Below are 15,106 nucleotides of genomic sequence, written 5' to 3'. Positions count from 1 at the left end.
GCGTCCTCGACGCGGTCCGCCGAGCCGACCTCCTCTCCCTCCCCCTCGGACGGGCCGAGTCTCAGCGAGGAAGAGAAGTACTGGACGGCGGACCGCATGGACAACGCGGTCCCGATCGACTCCCCGCCGGCCCCCGCTTCGGCCGTATCGAAGCACGGCATCACGGCTGGCGCCGCCGTCGCGCACCAGCCGCCGCCATCGGGCACCCCCACCCCGGAGCACTTCCTCGGCCACCCGATGGTGGGCACGTTCTTCTTCGACGGCAAGCCGCTCGGCGGCCCGAAGACGTACTGCACCGGCAGCGTCGTACACACGGCAGCCAAGGACATCGTCCTGACCGCCGGACACTGCGGCCGTGGCCTGGAGAGGGCCACCCACCGCATCTTCGTTCCGCAGTACCGCATCGGCAGGTCCGCCGTCGAGCAGCCGTCCGGCGTCTACCCGGTGTCCCGCCTGTACATAGACCCGCGCTACGAGGCGAACACCAAGAAGCCGACCTCCGACCTGGACCTGGCCTTCGCGCAGGTCGACCCCAACACGCGGGGCAAGGTGGAGGACGTCACGGGGGCTTTGACCTTCACCCCGACCAGCAGCTACAACCACAAGGTCACCGTCATCGGCTATCCCGACGACGTCAGTGTCAACCCCGACCACGTGCCGGTCCGCTGCCCCGTCAGCACCTCCCGGCTGCCAGGCTTCCGACAGATGCGCATGACCTGCACCGGCTTCTACGGTGGCGTTTCCGGCGGCCCGTGGATCGAGGACTACAACAGCACCAACGGCACCGGCAAGGTCATCGGCAACACCGGCGGATACCACGGCGGTGGCAACGACGCCAACGACGACTGGGTGACCTACTCGCCGATCTACGGCAAGGACGCCCAGGACCTGTTCGCCGACGCCGCCGCGCATCGGAAAGTGGATGACGACAAGCCGCCGTACCAGCCGTCCGGAGACCCCTGGCTGCCCGGCGCGGCGACCACCTGGCAGAACGCCGACCTGATGGCCTCGGGCGACTTCCGCCAGACCGGCCACAGCGACATGATCGTGGTCTGGTCCGACGGCGAGGTCACGCTCTACCCCGGCAACGGACACGGCGGCTACGATCCCGAGCGGCAGCTGCTGCCCAAGAACTCCACGTGGAAGAACGCCAAGACCATCACGGCGGGCGACTTCACCGGGTCCAACCAGTTCGACCTGCTGGTCCGCTGGGTCGACGGCGAGGTGACGCTGTACGGCGACGTCGGCTCCAAAGGACTGAACTGGGCCGGCACCCAGATGATCAAACCCAACGACCTCTGGAAGAACGCGACTCAGATCGCCGCGGGCCGCTTCGCCGCCTCGAAGTACGTCACCGACCTCGTCGTGCGCTGGGTCGACGGTGAGCTGACCCTCTACACGAACGTCAGCGCCGGCACCTTCGGCCAGGAGCACCAGCTGAAGCCGAAGAACGACACCTGGCGGGACGCCACACTCCTGACGGCCGGTGAGTTCTCCGGCAACCAGAAATGGGACCTCATGGTGCGCTGGACCGACGGCGAGCTCGACAACTACGTCGGTACGACGACCTCGGGCCTCGGCGGCGAGCATCGCATCCTGGACCCCAACGGGCTCTGGAAGCACGACGCGGCCATGACGACCGGCGACTTCACCGGCAACGGCCGTACCGACGACCTCGTCATCCGCTGGTCCGACGGCGAGACCACCATGTACACCGATACCCTCGGCAACCAGCTGGGAACCGAACACATGCTCGTCGCCCCGACCTCCTGAGCCCGCCCGAACCACGCGGCCGGCCGCGGGATGACCTCCGCGCTGACCAAGGCTTCGCTGGATCGCGCAGAGCTCCGAGCACGAGCCGACAGATCCGGACGGCACCGCAACGTCCTTGAGAACGTCGTCCCAGTCCTCATGGCCGAGGCGAAAGACACGCCCGGCAACGACGCGTCCGACCGTGACATCGCCGCTGACCGGCCGTGGAACCCGCCGGTGACAGAAGCACGGCGAAGCCCCGGGCCCACGGCGAATTCCAGGGGGTTCCGAGGTGAAGGCCCAGATCGTCGAAAAGATGGACAGCATTGCGATCCCGCCGGCCGCGGTGGCCCGCGCCGTCGCCTTCGCCGTCGAGCAGCCGGACGGTGTCGACGTGGGTGACATCGTCGTGCGTCCCACCGCGCAGGATTGAGGTCCGTTCGCCGCCACGCCACGCCATGCCGCGTCATGGCCTGCCGACGCCCGGTTGTGGGGCGCGTACACGTGATCCGAGTCACGTCAGGTTCCCGTCGGTGAAGTGGCCCGAAGCCGTCAGTCTGCTCCGATCTCATAGGCCCCAGAGCCCCTCTGAGACCCCGCTCCCCGTTCCGAGGGAGCCCCCACCGAGGAGTGACATGGCTGAGACACCGACCGGAACCGCGAGCGACGCGGCCGAAGAGTTCCCCGAGTTCGTGCCGCCCAGGTCGGCCGCCTGTCCGTTCGCGCCGCCGCCGGCCCTTGCGGAGATCCGCGAGGAGAAGCCGATCAGCAAGGTGCGGATCTGGGACGGCAGCACCCCCTGGCTCATCACCCGCCACGAGGACCTGCGGGCCGTCCTCGGTGACTCCCGTGTCAGCGTCGACGACAAGCGGCCCGGCTTTCCGTTCCCGAAGAAGGCCATGGCGGAGAACGCGCACCACCACCCCGACACGCTTTTCAACACGGACGCCCCCGTTCACACCAGGCTCCGCCGGATGCTGACCTCCTCCTTCACCGCCAAGCGGATGGCGGCCCTGCGCCCCGCCATCCAGAAGGTCACCGACGAGCACATCGACGCGATGCTGGCCGGACCGAAGCCGGCCGACCTGGTCCAGGCACTGGGTCTGCCCATTCCGACGTTGATGATCTGCGAACTGCTCGGAGTCCCTTACGAGGACCACGAGTTCTTCCAGTACCACGCCACCGTCGCGGTCAGCCAGACGTCATCGGCCGAGCAGGACCGCGAGTCGAGCGTCGCGCTCGGCGAGTACCTGGCCCGGCAGATCCATGCCAAGACGGAGAACCCCGCCGAGGACGCGCTGTCCGATCTGGCGGCCCTGGTCAAGGCCGGTGAACTGACCATGGGTGAGGCGTCCCTCATGGCCGTCATCCTGCTCATCGCCGGGCACGAGACCAGCGCGAACATGATCGCGCTCGGCACCCTCGCGCTGCTGGAGCACCCGGAGCAGCTCGCCCTGCTGCGTGAGACGGACGATCCGAAGGTCGTGGCCGGAGCGGTCGAGGAACTGCTGCGCTATCTGACCATCGCCCACACCGGCCAGCGCCGGATCGCCCTGGAGGACATCGAGATCGGCGGCGAGGTCATCCGCGCCGGGGAGGGAATCATCGTCTCCCTTCCCGCCGCCAACCGGGACCCGGAGGCTTTCCCGGAGCCCGACCGCCTCGACCTGCTCCGCGACGCCCGCCAGCACAACGCGTTCGCCTTCGGCGTCCATCAGTGCCTGGGCCAGCAGCTCGCCCGCGTGGAGCTCCAGGTCGTCTACGGCACGCTCTACCGGCGCGTCCCCACGCTGCGACTGGCCGCCACGCTGGAGGAGATCGACTTCAAGGAAGACGCGATGGCGTACGGCGTCGCCGCGCTGCCGGTCACCTGGTAGCCCGTAGCCCGTAGCCCTTCGACACCAGCAGGGCATGCGAAGGGACATGCGAAGGGGCATACGAATGGAGGAGGGGGCCCCTGATCATGCCGAGCGCGTGCGTCGAGGACGTCCGTGTCCATGGCCCGGGGGCCGTCGGCGTGCCGCTGGATGAACCGTTCCAAGTTCCGGATCTCGTCCCGGACACGCGCGTCCCGGACACGCGGCAACCCTGGTCCGGACACGCGGCAACCCTGGTTCGGGCACGCGGCAACCCTGGTCCGGGCACGCGGCAACCCTGGTGGTGTCACGCACCGTTCCGGCTGCGCTATGATTGATCTTGAGCAGCCCGCCGGAAGAATTCGGCGGTAGGCCTCGCGTTGGTGGTCCAAGGAAAGACGTCCCGCTTCCTGCGGGGAGATGCAGGTGCAAGGCCTGCCCGGCGCTCCACAGCCCCGCCTCCTGTACTCCGGAGGCGGGGCTTGTTTCATTTCGCCCCAAGCCTCCCTGCCGCCCCCTGTCTCCCTCCCAGCCCTGGCTCCGGCCCGCTGCCCCTGCCCCGGGAATGCGCCGACCAGGTCCGCTGTTACAGCACACGTAGCTGACATGCGCGAGTCAAGATCGCGTGATGTGGGCGGAAGGAGGACCTCATGGCACGCAACAGCGCGCGACCCGTCGTCACGCTGAGGTCGACAGCCGGGACCGGCGTCACCTACGTGACGCGGAAGAACCGCGGAAACGACCCCGACCGGCTCGTCCTGCGCAAGTACGACCCGGTGGTCGGTGAGCACGTCCCGTTCCGGGAGGAGCGGTGAGCCGAGCCCGGCGCCACCGGGCGGACCCGCACAGGACCGTCGACCGTCACGAGGGAGGAAACCTCATGAAGCCCCGCATCCATCCCGAATCCCGTCCCGTCGTCTTCCGCGACCGGGCCGCGGACGTCGCGTTTCTGACCCGTTCGACCGCGCACTCGTCGAAGACGATCGAGTGGGAGGACGGGAGCACCTACCCGGTGATCGACGTCGAGATCTCGTCGGCGAGCCATCCGTTCTACACCGGGACCTCGCGGGTCCTGGACACCGCAGGCCGTGTGGAGCGCTTCGAGCGTCGTTACGGCCGTACGGCCTCGCCGCGGCACTGACGGCGGGCCGATCGCCGGCGCGACCGGCTTCCATTACGACCGGCTTCCGTCACGACCGGTGTCAAGCATGACCGGTTCACAGCACGACCGTTCCCCGCACGAGGAGGGCAGATCCATGAAGGTGCGCAAGTCCTTGCGTTCACTGAAGTCCAAGCCGGGGGCTCAGGTGGTCCGTCGACGAGGCGTGGTCTTCGTCGTCAACAAGAAGAACCCCCGTTTCAAGGCCCGGCAGGGCTGACGGCGCCCGGGGGACGACCGTCGCACACCACGCCCGTACCGCATGCCCAAAGCCGGCATGCGGTACGGGCGTGAGCCTTTGCCCCGAGACGTACGGGCCATGGCGCCGCGCTCAGTCCGCGTCCGCCGGGATGCGGAGCGTCACGCGGTAGCCGCCGTCGGGGGTGGGGCCGGACTCGAAGGTGCCGTTCAGGAGTTCGGCGCGCTCCCGGAGACCGACGAGGCCCTGTTGGGAGCCGGGCAGGGGCAGGGAGGGGCGGGTGGGGGCGTTGTTGGTCACTGTGACGCCGAAGCGGTCGCCGGTGTGCCACAGGCGGACGGTGGCGGCCGCGCCGGGCGCGTGTTTCCGTACGTTGGTCAGGGATTCCTGCACGGTGCGGTAGAGGGCGCGTTGTGTGGGGGTGGCGATGACGTTGGGGAGTTCACCGGTCAGGGTTGCCTCGATGCCGCTGGTCGACACGAGCTTGTGCAGGTCGGCGAGTGTGGGCTGTGGGGTGAGTTCGCCGACGCGGCTCCCGGAGGCCCGCAACAGCGCGACCATGTGGCGAAGTTCGTCCAGCGTGTCGACGCTCAGCGAACGGATGGTGCGGGCGCCCTCCTTGAAGTCCGGGTCCTTGGCGGCGACTTGAAGCGCACCCGCCTGTACGGCGATCAGGCTCACCTGGTGGGAGACGACGTCGTGCATCTCGCGGGCCAGCTGGGCGCGTTCCCGGGCCAGGACGGCCTGGGAGTGCAGCAGACGTTCGTGTTCGCGGGCCGTCTCGATCTCCGCGAGCCGGTCGGCCAGGTCCCGCCGGGCCTGGACGAGTTGACCGAGCAGGACGGGGGCGGCGGCCGTGGCCAGGGTGTAGAAGAAGTAGATCACCGTCCAGGCGCGTTCGTGTGAGCCGACGTTGCCCAGGGGCCAGGGCACGGCGGAGGCGACGGCGAACAGAAAGGCGGCCGCGACCAGGAGCCGACGGTCGCGGGAGCGCTCGGCGAGGGTGAACAGCGCGGCGAACGAGGCGAAGACGATGTCCACCATCAGGCTGGCCGGGAGCGTGAGCAGGAACACCGTGAGCGGAAAACGGCGGCGCAGGGCGAGCGCGGCACAGGCGACCGCTGTCGCGGCCGTCGCGAGGCGGCTCGAGTCCCCCAGGTTGATCAGGACGTCCACGGCGGCCACGGCGACGACCACGGCATCGACGACCGGATCCGGGATCCGCGCCCACCACGGCCTGCCCGCGTTCATCCCCGGTCCTCCGACCCGGTCCGCTCGTCCAGCAGGCCCGCCCGCTGGGCGAGCAGCGCGGCCCGCACCCGGCTGTTCACGCGCAGCTTGGTCAGGATCGCGCTGACGTGGTCCTTGACGGTGCCCGCGCTCAGGTGGACGCGGCTGCCGATGTCGGCGTTGGACAGCCCCTCCGCGATGAGCACCAGCACTTCGCGCTCCCGCTCGGTGAGCCGTCCGACGCGGGCGGCCTCCTCGTCGTCCGCGGCGGTCGCGCCGGGGTGGCTCTGCCACACGGCACGGGACGCCTTCGGTGACATCACGACACCGCCCGCGCACAATGTCCGTACGAGTTGGGCGAGTTGGTCCGGCTCGGTGTCCTTGAGTAGAAAACCGGCCGCCCCGGAGCGCAGTGCGGTGAGGATGTACTCGTCGGCGTCGAAGGTCGTCAGCATCGCCACCACGGGCGCGTCCGGCAGCGCCCGCAGGTGCCGCAGTACGGTCAGCCCGTCGACGTCCGGCATCCGGATGTCCAGCAGTACGACGTCCGGTCCCTCCCGCCGTACCGCGTCCACCGCCTCAGCGCCCGTCGTGGTCGCGACGACGTCGATGTCGTCGGCCGCGCCGAGGATGAGCTCGAAGCCGGACCGCACCAGGGCCTCGTCGTCCACCACCACTACCCGGATCACGCGCGTTCCGCCTCGTCCTTGATGTCATCGATGTCCTCGATGTCGATTGTCGTCACTGTGACCGTAGAACGGGAAAAGCCCGGTGCGGTGCTCCTGCGGGACGGCCCAGCCACGTGGCGGGTCGGTTCCAGTCGTCCGGGGGGTGTGGAGCGGACGCCTGTCGGATACTGGGCGATTGCCGCTCTCTCCAGCCTGTGAGCCATGACGCAGAACGCAGACGACACGGCGCTCTGCCCCCGCCTCGACCGGAGCCCGTGGCACCGCCCCGACAAGAGGCGTCCGAGACCACGCAACAACCCGATACCCGGCCCGGTGGGGCGCCTGATCGGAGTGGACCTCGCCCGGGGGCTCGCGGTCTTCGGGATGTACGCGGCCCACGTCGGCCCCGATCCCTCCGAGGGCGCTGTACTTCCTGCTGGTCCTGGCGCTGTACCGGCCCGGCGCCCGACCGTTGGCGGTCGTCGCCGTGAGCAGTGCGCTGATCCTGCCTCAGGTCCTGTACGTGGTGCGGCGGGCCCTCAACCCAGCAGCGGACCTCTCACACCGGGGGGTGGTTCGTCACCAAGTGTCACCGACTGCAGAAGATCCACCGAGCAGTAGTCCGACAGGCCGTGGGCGGCCACCTCGGCCAGTTCCCGGGCCGTCTGGGCCACCCGGGCGGCGGCGACGGAGGTGGTCCGGGCGGGATCTGGACCTGGCCTCCAGCGTCGTCCGTACCCGCTTCGCGATCACCGGTGCCTCGCTGGCCGTCCTCGGCTACGGCGGCTCCTTCCTGGTCCTGCGCCTCGTCCCGGCGCCGCCTGCGCACTGGGCGCCTCCGGCCGGGGCGAGGGCGGTTCGGTCGTGTCGGCCTGGTGGTCCGACACCGCGGGCTACCCGGCCGGCGCCACCCCGGCCTGGCTGCCGGCGGCCCCGCCGCACAGCGAGACGAGCCTCTCTGCCGTGGCCGACACCGGCGTGGCCATCATGGTCCTGGCCGCCTGCCTCGCCGCACCCGCGCCGTCCCGCGCCTTCGCCGACCGGCCGCTCCGGTCATTGCGGTGGGCACGATGTCCCTGACCGCGTACGTCTTCCGCATCGTCGGCATCCACGCCCTGGGCATAGAGCAATTGCCCGGCTCGCCGCCGCACGTGCTGCTCGGCTTCCTCGTGGCTGTGACCGTGTTCGCGACCCTAGGGTCCCGCCTCTTCGCGCGTGGCCCGCTGCAGTGGCTGCTCGGCCGGGCCCCCAGGATCGCGGAGCGCGTCCGATGAGGGCCCGTCGAGTGGCCGCTGGGAGCCCTGGCTCCTGACGGCGGCCGCGGCGGCGGCCGTCCTGGGCGTCCTACGCCCGGACTTGTACGCCTTCGCCGTCGACCACGTCGTCACCACGCTGGTCGGACACCCCTGACGGGAGGCCGACGACTCGGGCCGCCGCCCTGAGCGGGGCTTTCAGCCCGTCGACGTCACTTCTTCAGTGCCACCGCGTCCCCGGCCGAGACGATCCTCGCGGTCGTCGTCGTGCCGGGGAAGTACCAGCGCCAACTGCCCGCCGCGGTGGCGGTCACTTTGGTGCTGAGGTTTCCGTGGGTTCCCGACTTCACGGTCTTGACCGTGCTGTAGTGGGCGGCCCCAGCCTTCTTGAACTGGAGCTTGACCTGCTGCCCGGTGAAACCGTGGTAGGTGAGGTCCTCCCAGTCGGCACGGGACAGCTTGCCGGTGACGGTGAGCTCGGCGCCCTTGGCGACCGGTTCGGGCGACGCGTCGGTGGTCAGCTTCGAGGCGCGCTTCACCTTGTACTCGGCGATGCGGTCGGAGATCCAGTAGTCACCGTCGTTGGCCCTGACGGTGGCGTCGACCTGCCAGACGCCGGCGATCGTGTCGGCATCGGTGTCACTGGTGTCCGGGATCCAGGCTGGATCGACGGTCATCGTGGCTGTGCACACCGACGTGGTGGAGCTCTTCTTCACGCATGAGGACCCGGTCCAGTCGACGAAACCACGGCCGTTGGACGCGTTGAAGGTGCTGACGTCCGTGAGTCCCTTCACGCCCGAGTTGTCCTTGACGGTGATGGCGATCGGGAACGTGACGGTCTTCGACGTGCCCACGGTGACGTTGCCGCCGCCGTTGACGACGGTCTTCACGACCCGGACGTCGCCTCTCCCCTCGGCGTGCGCGCCGGTCGCCGTCAGCAGCACCAGGACCGCCGCCCCGCCCGCCGTGGCCCAGCTCCTGCCATGTCTGAGGCGTGTTCTTGCCTGCATGGTCCTCCCCTGTTCGTCGATCCCCTGATTCCGTACGGCGTCGGTGAACCAAGATCGCGACACCGTACGGAGAGGCTACACACGGGGGCGGCTCGGCCTGGAGCTGTCGTGCCTGGTCCTGGTGGGTGAGGTCGAGCCGGGGGAGTGGGGAACGTCTTCATTCCTCGATGCGGATCGCCAGCGCGGGGCAGACGGCCGCCGCGTTGCGCACGTCATCGGCCAGTTCCGGTGACGGGTTCTCGGTCAGCAGTACGACGATGCCGTCCTCGTCGCGCTGGTCGAAGACGTCCATGGCGGCGGCCACGCATTGCCCGGCAGCGACGCACTTCTCCTGGTCGACGACTACCTTCATCGGGATTCCTCCGTGGATGCTCCGCCCTTCGGGGCGGAGGGGAAGCGGACTCCTGCGCAGCAGGGCGGGGACAGGTGATCCGCCGCAAGGACGGATCGTCGTTCACCGCCAACAACCGGTCAGGTGGTCACAAGTTGATTTGATGGTTTGTGAGATATGGCCAGTCACGAGAAGCGGGCGTATCGGTACCGCTTCTGTCCGACGGATGCGCAGACGGCGGAGCTGTCGCGCACGTTCGGGTGCGTGCGGAAGGTCTACAACATGGCGCTCGCCGCCCGTACCGAGGCGTGGACGCGTCAGGAGCGGGTCGACTACCACCAGACGTCGGCGATGCTGACGGCGTGGAAGAAGACCGAGGGGAGCGTCAAGGGTCTCTCCTGATCGTTCTAATGGGTGGGGGACGGCGCGTTCAGCACGTCGACGATCTCCTGGCGGCGCAGGCGGGCCTGCTTGGGCATGTTCCAGCCGAGGACACCGGTGACCACGCCGTCGCTGCGGTACCGCGCGACGAATCGCCGTGCCGTCACATCGCCCTCGACGACGTCCACTTCGGCGTCGGGCGGCAGCAGGCCGTGCACCTGGAGCTTCGCGTCGAACTGGTCGGTCCAGAAGTACGGCACCGGCTGGTACGGACGGTCTTCCCCGAGGATCACCCCGGCGACCGCCGCGGCCTGCTCCGTGGCGTTCGTCCGGTTCTCCAGGCGTACGGGGCGGCCGAGTCGCTCGTGATGCCACCGGGCCACGTCGCCGACCGCGTAGACACCCTCCGCCGCGCGGCACCGGGAATCGCAGACCACCCCGTTGTCGAGGCGCAGTCCGCTGTCCGCCAGCCACTCCGTCGCGGGGGTCGCGCCGATCGCGACCACCACGGTGTCGGCCGGCAGGACCTCGCCCGTGCCCAGAAGCACTCCGGTGACCCGCCCGTGCTCCCCGGCCAGCCCCATGACGCCGGTGCCGAGCCGCAGTCGTACCCCGCGTTCGCCGTGCAGTTCCGCCAGCAGCCCGGACACCAGCGGGCCCACCTGCAGGGCCAGCGGCGCCGGCAGCGGGCCCGCCATGGTGACGTCCAGGCCCAACGTCCGTGCGGTGGCGGCGATCTCGGCGCCGAGGACACCCTCGCCGACGACCACCAACCGTGCGGAACCCAGCAGGTCCTTCCGCAGGGCCAGCGCGTCGTCGAGCGTGCGCAGCACATGTACGCCGGTCAGGCCTTCCTGTCCGGGCAGCACCCGCGGCCGTACCCCCGTCGCGATCACGATCGCGTCCGCCCGCAGTTCACGCCCGGACTCCGCCCGTACGGTCCGCGTCGCCGTGTCCAGCGCGACCGCCGCGTCCCCGAGGACGAACTCGGCGTCCAGCGTCGACAGCACCTCCCGAGTCCGCAGTGCGCAGCGGGCCGGCTCCCACGCGCCGGAGAGCACCTGCTTGGACAGCGGGGGCCGGTCGTACGGCGCGTGCGGTTCGGCTCCGAGCACCGTGATCCCGCCCTCGTGTCCCTTGCGCCGCAGCGCCTCCACCGTGGAGAGCCCGGCGGCGGACGCGCCCACCACCAGCACGCGGGCCGGGGCCGTCATCCGGGCACCCCGGGGGCTACGGTCTCCCTGGTGTCGTCCTCGATCTTCATGTGCTGCTCCGTTACGGCGTGGGTGCGGTGTCCCCGTGAGGAAAAATAGATCTAACGGTCGGTACAATCAATGGGTCGGGAAAGTCGCCTGCGAAATCCCGGCCGGTGCTTCGGCGGCCCCGTCGGGGCCTATGCCATGTAGCGGCCGCCGTTGGTGCTGAGCGTCTGGCCTGTCACGTAACCGGCCTCCTCGGAGGCGAGGTAGGCGACCGCGTAGGCGACGTCCTCCGGTCGGCCGGCCCGCTTCATGGGCATCATGGCCGCGACCGCCTCGACGTCGACGTCGGACTCCCGCACCAGCGGGGTGTCGATGAACCCGGGCGGGACGTGGTTCACGGTGATGCCCTTGTCGATGAACTCGAACGCCAGCGCCTTGGTGAGGCCGATGACACCGCCCTTGGACGCCGCGTAGTGGCCTACGGCCGGCGCTCCGGTCTGGGCCGCCGACGAGGAGATGTTGACGATCCGGCCCCATCGCGCCGCGAGCATGTCCGGCACCAGCTCCCTGGTGACCAGGAACGGCCCCTTGAGGTTGATCCTGATCATGCGGTCCCACGAGTCCTCGGTGATGTCCGTGAAGGACTCGTAGACGCTGATTCCGGCGTTGTTGACGAGGATGGTGACGGGGCCGAGTTCGTCGCGGGTGCGGGCGGCCGCCGCGGTCACGGCGGTGGCGTCGGCCGCGTCGCCGCCCACCGCGATCGCCGTTCCGCCCGCCTCGTGGATCGCGGCGACGGTCTTCTCGGCGGCCTCCAGCTTCAGGTCCCACACCGCGACCGCGGCGCCCTGGGCTGCGAGTACGGTCGCGATCGCCTGTCCTATCCCACGGGCGCCGCCGGTGACGACGGCGACCTTTCCTTCCAGCGACAGTGGCACTGGCAGCGGCATGGGGTGCTCCTTGTGTGCGTGGTCTCAGGTGCCGGGATCTCTGTTTTTGGGCTTCGTTCTCGGTGGGCAGGGGGTGGGAGCAGGCGTGGGGGAGAGGCTCTGCCCTCCCGGCGGCCTGCGGCTGGGAGAAGAGCTCCGTTCCCGGGGCGGCGGGGGGCGGAGCGGACTCCGCCACCGAGGCTCTTGGAAGCCGGAGTGGGACTTCGTCCCGGGTCTTGTGTGAGCCGGAGTGGGACTTCGTCCCGGGTCTTGTGTGAGCCGGAGTGGGACTTCGTCCCAGGTCTCGTGCAAGCCGGAGTGGGACTTCGTCCTCGGTCTCTCCGAGGTCGGAGCGGGACCCCGCCCCCGGGGCTCCTGGAAGCCGGGACGAACCTCGTCCCTGGTTTCCCAGGTACCGGAGCGGAACTCCCCCTCCGGTCAAAGGGGTTGGTGCGGGCCTCGGTCTGCGGTTCCGGGGGTTGGTGCGGGCCTCGGTCTGCGGTTCCGGGGGTTGGTGCGGGCCTCGGTCTGCGGTTCCGGGGGTTGGTGCGGGCCTCGGTCCGCGGTCCCGGGGGTCGGTGCGGAACTCGGTCCCCGGTCCCGGGGGTCGGTGCGGAACTCCGTCCCCGGTGTGACCGCCCGCGGCCCGGCCGCCGCCGTGATGGCGGGCCGGAGTCCGTCAGTCGGCCAGTGCCTCGCGGGCCGCGTCGCGGGCCGCCGTCGCCGCGGGGAAACCCGCGTAACCCGTGGCGTGGTAGATGACCTCGGCGATCTCGTCCTCGGTCAGTCCGTTGGTGCGTGCGATCCGTACATGGGTCCGCAGCTCGGTCTCGGCCCCGAGGGCGATCAGGATGCCCAACGTGACCAGGCTGCGGTCCCGGCGGCTGAGCCCCTCGCGGGCCCACAGCGCGCCCCAGACGCTGGTCAGGCCGATCTCGACCAGCTCCTCTCCGAGCCGACCGTCACGCAGGTCGAGGTCGTCGCCCTCGGGGAACACGCCGGGCAGCGCCTCCCGCATGGCCTTGAGCCCCGCGGCCCGCGGATCGGTCCCGGCCGCGGACCGACCACCCGGCACCTCGCCCCCGACAGCCTCGGCGGTGGTGGGTTCCTCGGCATCCATGGCCCTCATGTGCGCCTCCCGGTGCATGCGCTCACGTTCGTTGCAGCGAAAGTTAGATCAAACGGTCGGTACAATCAATGCTCTCGACAACATCGCTGCTGACGACCCTCGCGCGGTCCACCGCGTCCCGCCATTCGAGGACCTGCACTCTTCCCGCGTCACCGCCATTGAGTCGGACCCTTCCCCTCATCTACGCTCGGGCTGAATATTCGATCGACCGGTCGAAATATCAATGAGGCTCGCGTGGGGAGTCGCGGCCCCTGTCACGTTGGAGGGCAGATGAGCGAATCGACGAAGGTGTCGAGTGCGGCGGACCAGAACCGAGTCGACGTGCTGGTCGTGGGAGCAGGCGTCACGGGCATCTACCAGCTGTATCGGGCCCGCGAGGCCGGTTTCTCGGCGAAACTGGTCGAGGCCGGCACCGGTGTGGGTGGCACCTGGTACTGGAACCGCTACCCCGAGGCCCGCTTCGACTCCGAGAGCTACACCTACGGCTATCTGTTCTCGAAGGAGCTGTGGGAGGAGTGGGAGTGGTCGGAGCGGTTCGCCGGCCAGCCGGAGATCGAACGCTACTTCAACTACGTCGTCGACCGTTTCGGCCTGCGGCGCGACATCGTGTTCGGTGCCAAGGTGACCGCGACCGTCTACGACGAGCCGTCCGGGACGTGGAGCGTGCGGACCTCCGACGGCACCGAGCACCGGGCGCGCTTCGTCGTCGCGGCGACCGGCATCCTCTCCGTGCCGTTCATCCCGGACATTCCGGGGCGCGGCGACTTCCGGGGCGAGCAGCACCACACCGGTCTGTGGCCGAAGACGCCCGTCGACTTCTCGGGCAAGCGCGTGGCCCTCATCGGCACCGGGTCCAGCGGCGTGCAGATCGTCCCCGCGATCGCGGACGAGGTGGCCTCCCTGACGGTGTACCAGAAGGCGGCCGACTGGCTCACTCCGCTCAACAACGCCCCGATCGCGCCCGAGGAACAGGCGGAGCTGAAGGCGAACTTCGAGTCCATCCGCGAGACGCTGAACATCTCGCCGAGCGGGTTCCTCCACCAGATCACGATGCGTTCGGGCCTCGACGACTCCCCCGAGCAGCGGCAGGAGTTCTATGAGGAGCGGTGGAACGGCCCCGGCTTCACCAAACTGTCCGAGCACTACATGGACATGACGACCAACCCCACCGTGAACGCGGAGTGGTGCGAGTTCCTCGTCGGGAAGATCCGCAGCATCGTCAAGGATCCCGAGACGGCGGAGAAGCTGATCCCCAAGGGGCACGGCTACGGCGGTCGGCGGCCGCCGTTCGGGACCGGCTACTACGAGACGTACAACAAGCCGAACGTCTTCCTCGTCGACCTCAACGAGACGCCGATCACCCGCATCACCGGGACCGGCGTCGAGACGTCCGAAGGCACGCAGGACTTCGACATCATCATCTGGGCGACGGGCTACGACTTCGGGACCGGCGCGCTCAACCGGCTGGGGGTGCGCGGCCGAGGGGGGCTCGCGCTGGAGGAGTACTGGGAGGACGGCCCGCGCACCTACCTCGGGGTCGCGGCCGCCGGCTTCCCGAACTTCTTCTTCCCCGGTGGGCCGCACGGCGCCCTCGGCAACAACCCGCGCTACTCCGGCGACCAGGTGGACTTCGTCACCGACGCGCTCGTCCACACGCGTGAACGCGGCCATGACGTGATCGAGGTGACCGCCACCGCCGAGGACGAGTGGACGGACAAGATGAACAGCAGCGGGGACCTGTCCTCCTTCCTGAAGAGCAGTTACTTCTACGGGGCCAACATCCCCGGCAAGCCGGTGCGGCAGCTGCTGAACCCGACGGGGCGGTGGGCGCTCCAGGAGATGATCGCCGCCATCCAGCAGAACGAGTACGCGACGTTCGTCTTCTCCAAGGCCACGAAAGAGGCCTAGGTCCTGTCGTCAAATTCCCGTCGTCCGCCCGGAGGGCGGGCCCTGCGGCGTCAGGTGCGTGCTCTCGGCGTGCCGGGCACAGGCCCTCGTACTGGACGT

Annotated in this window: 15 protein-coding genes and 2 pseudogenes; 10 read left to right on the top strand and 7 right to left on the bottom strand. The window is 69.5% G+C overall.

What is annotated here, in order from left to right:
• From ABZ656_RS02060 to ykgO, 6 genes and pseudogenes are all read left to right on the top strand, one after another.
• The coding region (locus ABZ656_RS02060) for a trypsin-like serine protease (RefSeq protein ID WP_360263591.1) at positions 1–1,773 on the top strand (1,773 nt) is incomplete at its 5' end.
• A 268-nt stretch (positions 1,774–2,041) separates the two neighbouring features.
• Positions 2,042–2,185, top strand: a pseudogene (locus ABZ656_RS02055) (oxidoreductase); the annotation flags it as partial.
• Between the two features lie 202 nt (positions 2,186–2,387).
• Positions 2,388–3,629, top strand: coding sequence for a cytochrome P450 (locus tag ABZ656_RS02050; protein WP_101401941.1), 1,242 nt, complete (start codon positions 2,388–2,390; stop codon positions 3,627–3,629).
• A 629-nt stretch (positions 3,630–4,258) separates the two neighbouring features.
• On the top strand, positions 4,259–4,423 hold the full coding sequence (gene rpmG, locus ABZ656_RS02045) for a 50S ribosomal protein L33 (RefSeq protein WP_054230143.1): 165 nt from the start codon (positions 4,259–4,261) through the stop codon (positions 4,421–4,423).
• A gap of 65 nt (positions 4,424–4,488) precedes the next feature.
• Positions 4,489–4,749, top strand: a complete 261-nt coding sequence (locus ABZ656_RS02040) for a type B 50S ribosomal protein L31 (RefSeq protein WP_360263586.1) — start codon at positions 4,489–4,491, stop codon at positions 4,747–4,749.
• Positions 4,750–4,864: 115 nt separating this feature from the next.
• The gene (ykgO, locus tag ABZ656_RS02035) at positions 4,865–4,987 is read left to right on the top strand and encodes a type B 50S ribosomal protein L36 (protein ID WP_054244622.1); all 123 of its coding nucleotides are present in this window, start codon (positions 4,865–4,867) and stop codon (positions 4,985–4,987) included.
• A 111-nt stretch (positions 4,988–5,098) separates the two neighbouring features.
• Here ykgO and ABZ656_RS02030 read toward each other — a convergent pair whose 3' ends face one another.
• Both ABZ656_RS02030 and ABZ656_RS02025 read right to left on the bottom strand, forming a co-directional pair.
• Positions 5,099–6,217 carry a histidine kinase gene (locus ABZ656_RS02030; protein WP_101401943.1) on the bottom strand — a complete coding sequence of 373 codons (1,119 nt, stop codon included), beginning with the start codon at positions 6,215–6,217 and terminating at the stop codon, positions 5,099–5,101.
• Positions 6,214–6,885: a response regulator transcription factor gene (locus ABZ656_RS02025; protein ID WP_101401944.1), complete on the bottom strand. Its 672-nt coding sequence runs from the start codon at positions 6,883–6,885 to the stop codon at positions 6,214–6,216. Before ABZ656_RS02025 ends, ABZ656_RS02030 begins: the two co-directional genes overlap by 4 nt.
• An 843-nt stretch (positions 6,886–7,728) precedes the next feature.
• Here ABZ656_RS02025 and ABZ656_RS02020 point away from each other — a divergent pair.
• Together ABZ656_RS02020 and ABZ656_RS02015 are read left to right on the top strand one after the other, a co-directional pair.
• Positions 7,729–7,944 (top strand): hypothetical protein, encoded by a 216-nt coding sequence (locus ABZ656_RS02020; RefSeq protein WP_360263581.1) that lies wholly within the window; start codon positions 7,729–7,731, stop codon positions 7,942–7,944.
• Positions 7,935–8,138: a hypothetical protein gene (locus ABZ656_RS02015; RefSeq protein ID WP_360263578.1), complete on the top strand. Its 204-nt coding sequence runs from the start codon at positions 7,935–7,937 to the stop codon at positions 8,136–8,138. The genes ABZ656_RS02020 and ABZ656_RS02015 overlap by 10 nt, the downstream gene beginning before the upstream one ends.
• Before the next feature lie 191 nt (positions 8,139–8,329).
• Here ABZ656_RS02015 and ABZ656_RS02010 read toward each other — a convergent pair whose 3' ends face one another.
• Positions 8,330–9,127 (bottom strand): hypothetical protein, encoded by a 798-nt coding sequence (locus ABZ656_RS02010; protein WP_101401945.1) that lies wholly within the window; start codon positions 9,125–9,127, stop codon positions 8,330–8,332.
• Between the two features lie 157 nt (positions 9,128–9,284).
• The gene (locus ABZ656_RS02005; protein WP_360263574.1) at positions 9,285–9,479 is read right to left on the bottom strand and encodes a ferredoxin; all 195 of its coding nucleotides are present in this window, start codon (positions 9,477–9,479) and stop codon (positions 9,285–9,287) included.
• 156 nt (positions 9,480–9,635) lie between these two features.
• Between ABZ656_RS02005 and ABZ656_RS02000 the strand changes: the two are divergent.
• A pseudogene (locus ABZ656_RS02000) lies at positions 9,636–9,836 on the top strand (helix-turn-helix domain-containing protein); the annotation flags it as partial.
• A 29-nt stretch (positions 9,837–9,865) separates the two neighbouring features.
• On the opposite strand, the gene ABZ656_RS01995 reads toward ABZ656_RS02000, so the two are convergent.
• The 3 genes from ABZ656_RS01995 to ABZ656_RS01985 all read right to left on the bottom strand — a co-directional run bounded on the left by ABZ656_RS01995 (position 9,866) and on the right by ABZ656_RS01985 (position 13,099).
• Positions 9,866–11,053, bottom strand: a complete 1,188-nt coding sequence (locus tag ABZ656_RS01995; RefSeq protein ID WP_101401947.1) for an FAD-dependent oxidoreductase — start codon at positions 11,051–11,053, stop codon at positions 9,866–9,868.
• Positions 11,054–11,232: 179 nt separating this feature from the next.
• Positions 11,233–11,991 (bottom strand): 3-oxoacyl-ACP reductase family protein, encoded by a 759-nt coding sequence (locus ABZ656_RS01990; RefSeq protein WP_360263571.1) that lies wholly within the window; start codon positions 11,989–11,991, stop codon positions 11,233–11,235.
• A gap of 658 nt (positions 11,992–12,649) precedes the next feature.
• A complete protein-coding gene (locus ABZ656_RS01985) occupies positions 12,650–13,099 on the bottom strand; it encodes a carboxymuconolactone decarboxylase family protein (protein ID WP_360263568.1) in 450 nt (149 codons plus the stop codon).
• A gap of 270 nt (positions 13,100–13,369) precedes the next feature.
• Between ABZ656_RS01985 and ABZ656_RS01980 the strand changes: the two genes are divergently transcribed.
• On the top strand, positions 13,370–15,007 hold the full coding sequence (locus tag ABZ656_RS01980; RefSeq protein ID WP_360263565.1) for an NAD(P)/FAD-dependent oxidoreductase: 1,638 nt from the start codon (positions 13,370–13,372) through the stop codon (positions 15,005–15,007).
• Positions 15,008–15,106: the final 99 nt, after the last annotated feature.

It is taken from the genome of Streptomyces sp. NPDC007095, from assembly GCF_040634475.1.
Classification (GTDB): domain Bacteria; phylum Actinomycetota; class Actinomycetes; order Streptomycetales; family Streptomycetaceae; genus Streptomyces.
Note: the sequence above shows the minus strand (reverse complement) of the source record. Positions and strands in the feature narration are given on the sequence as shown.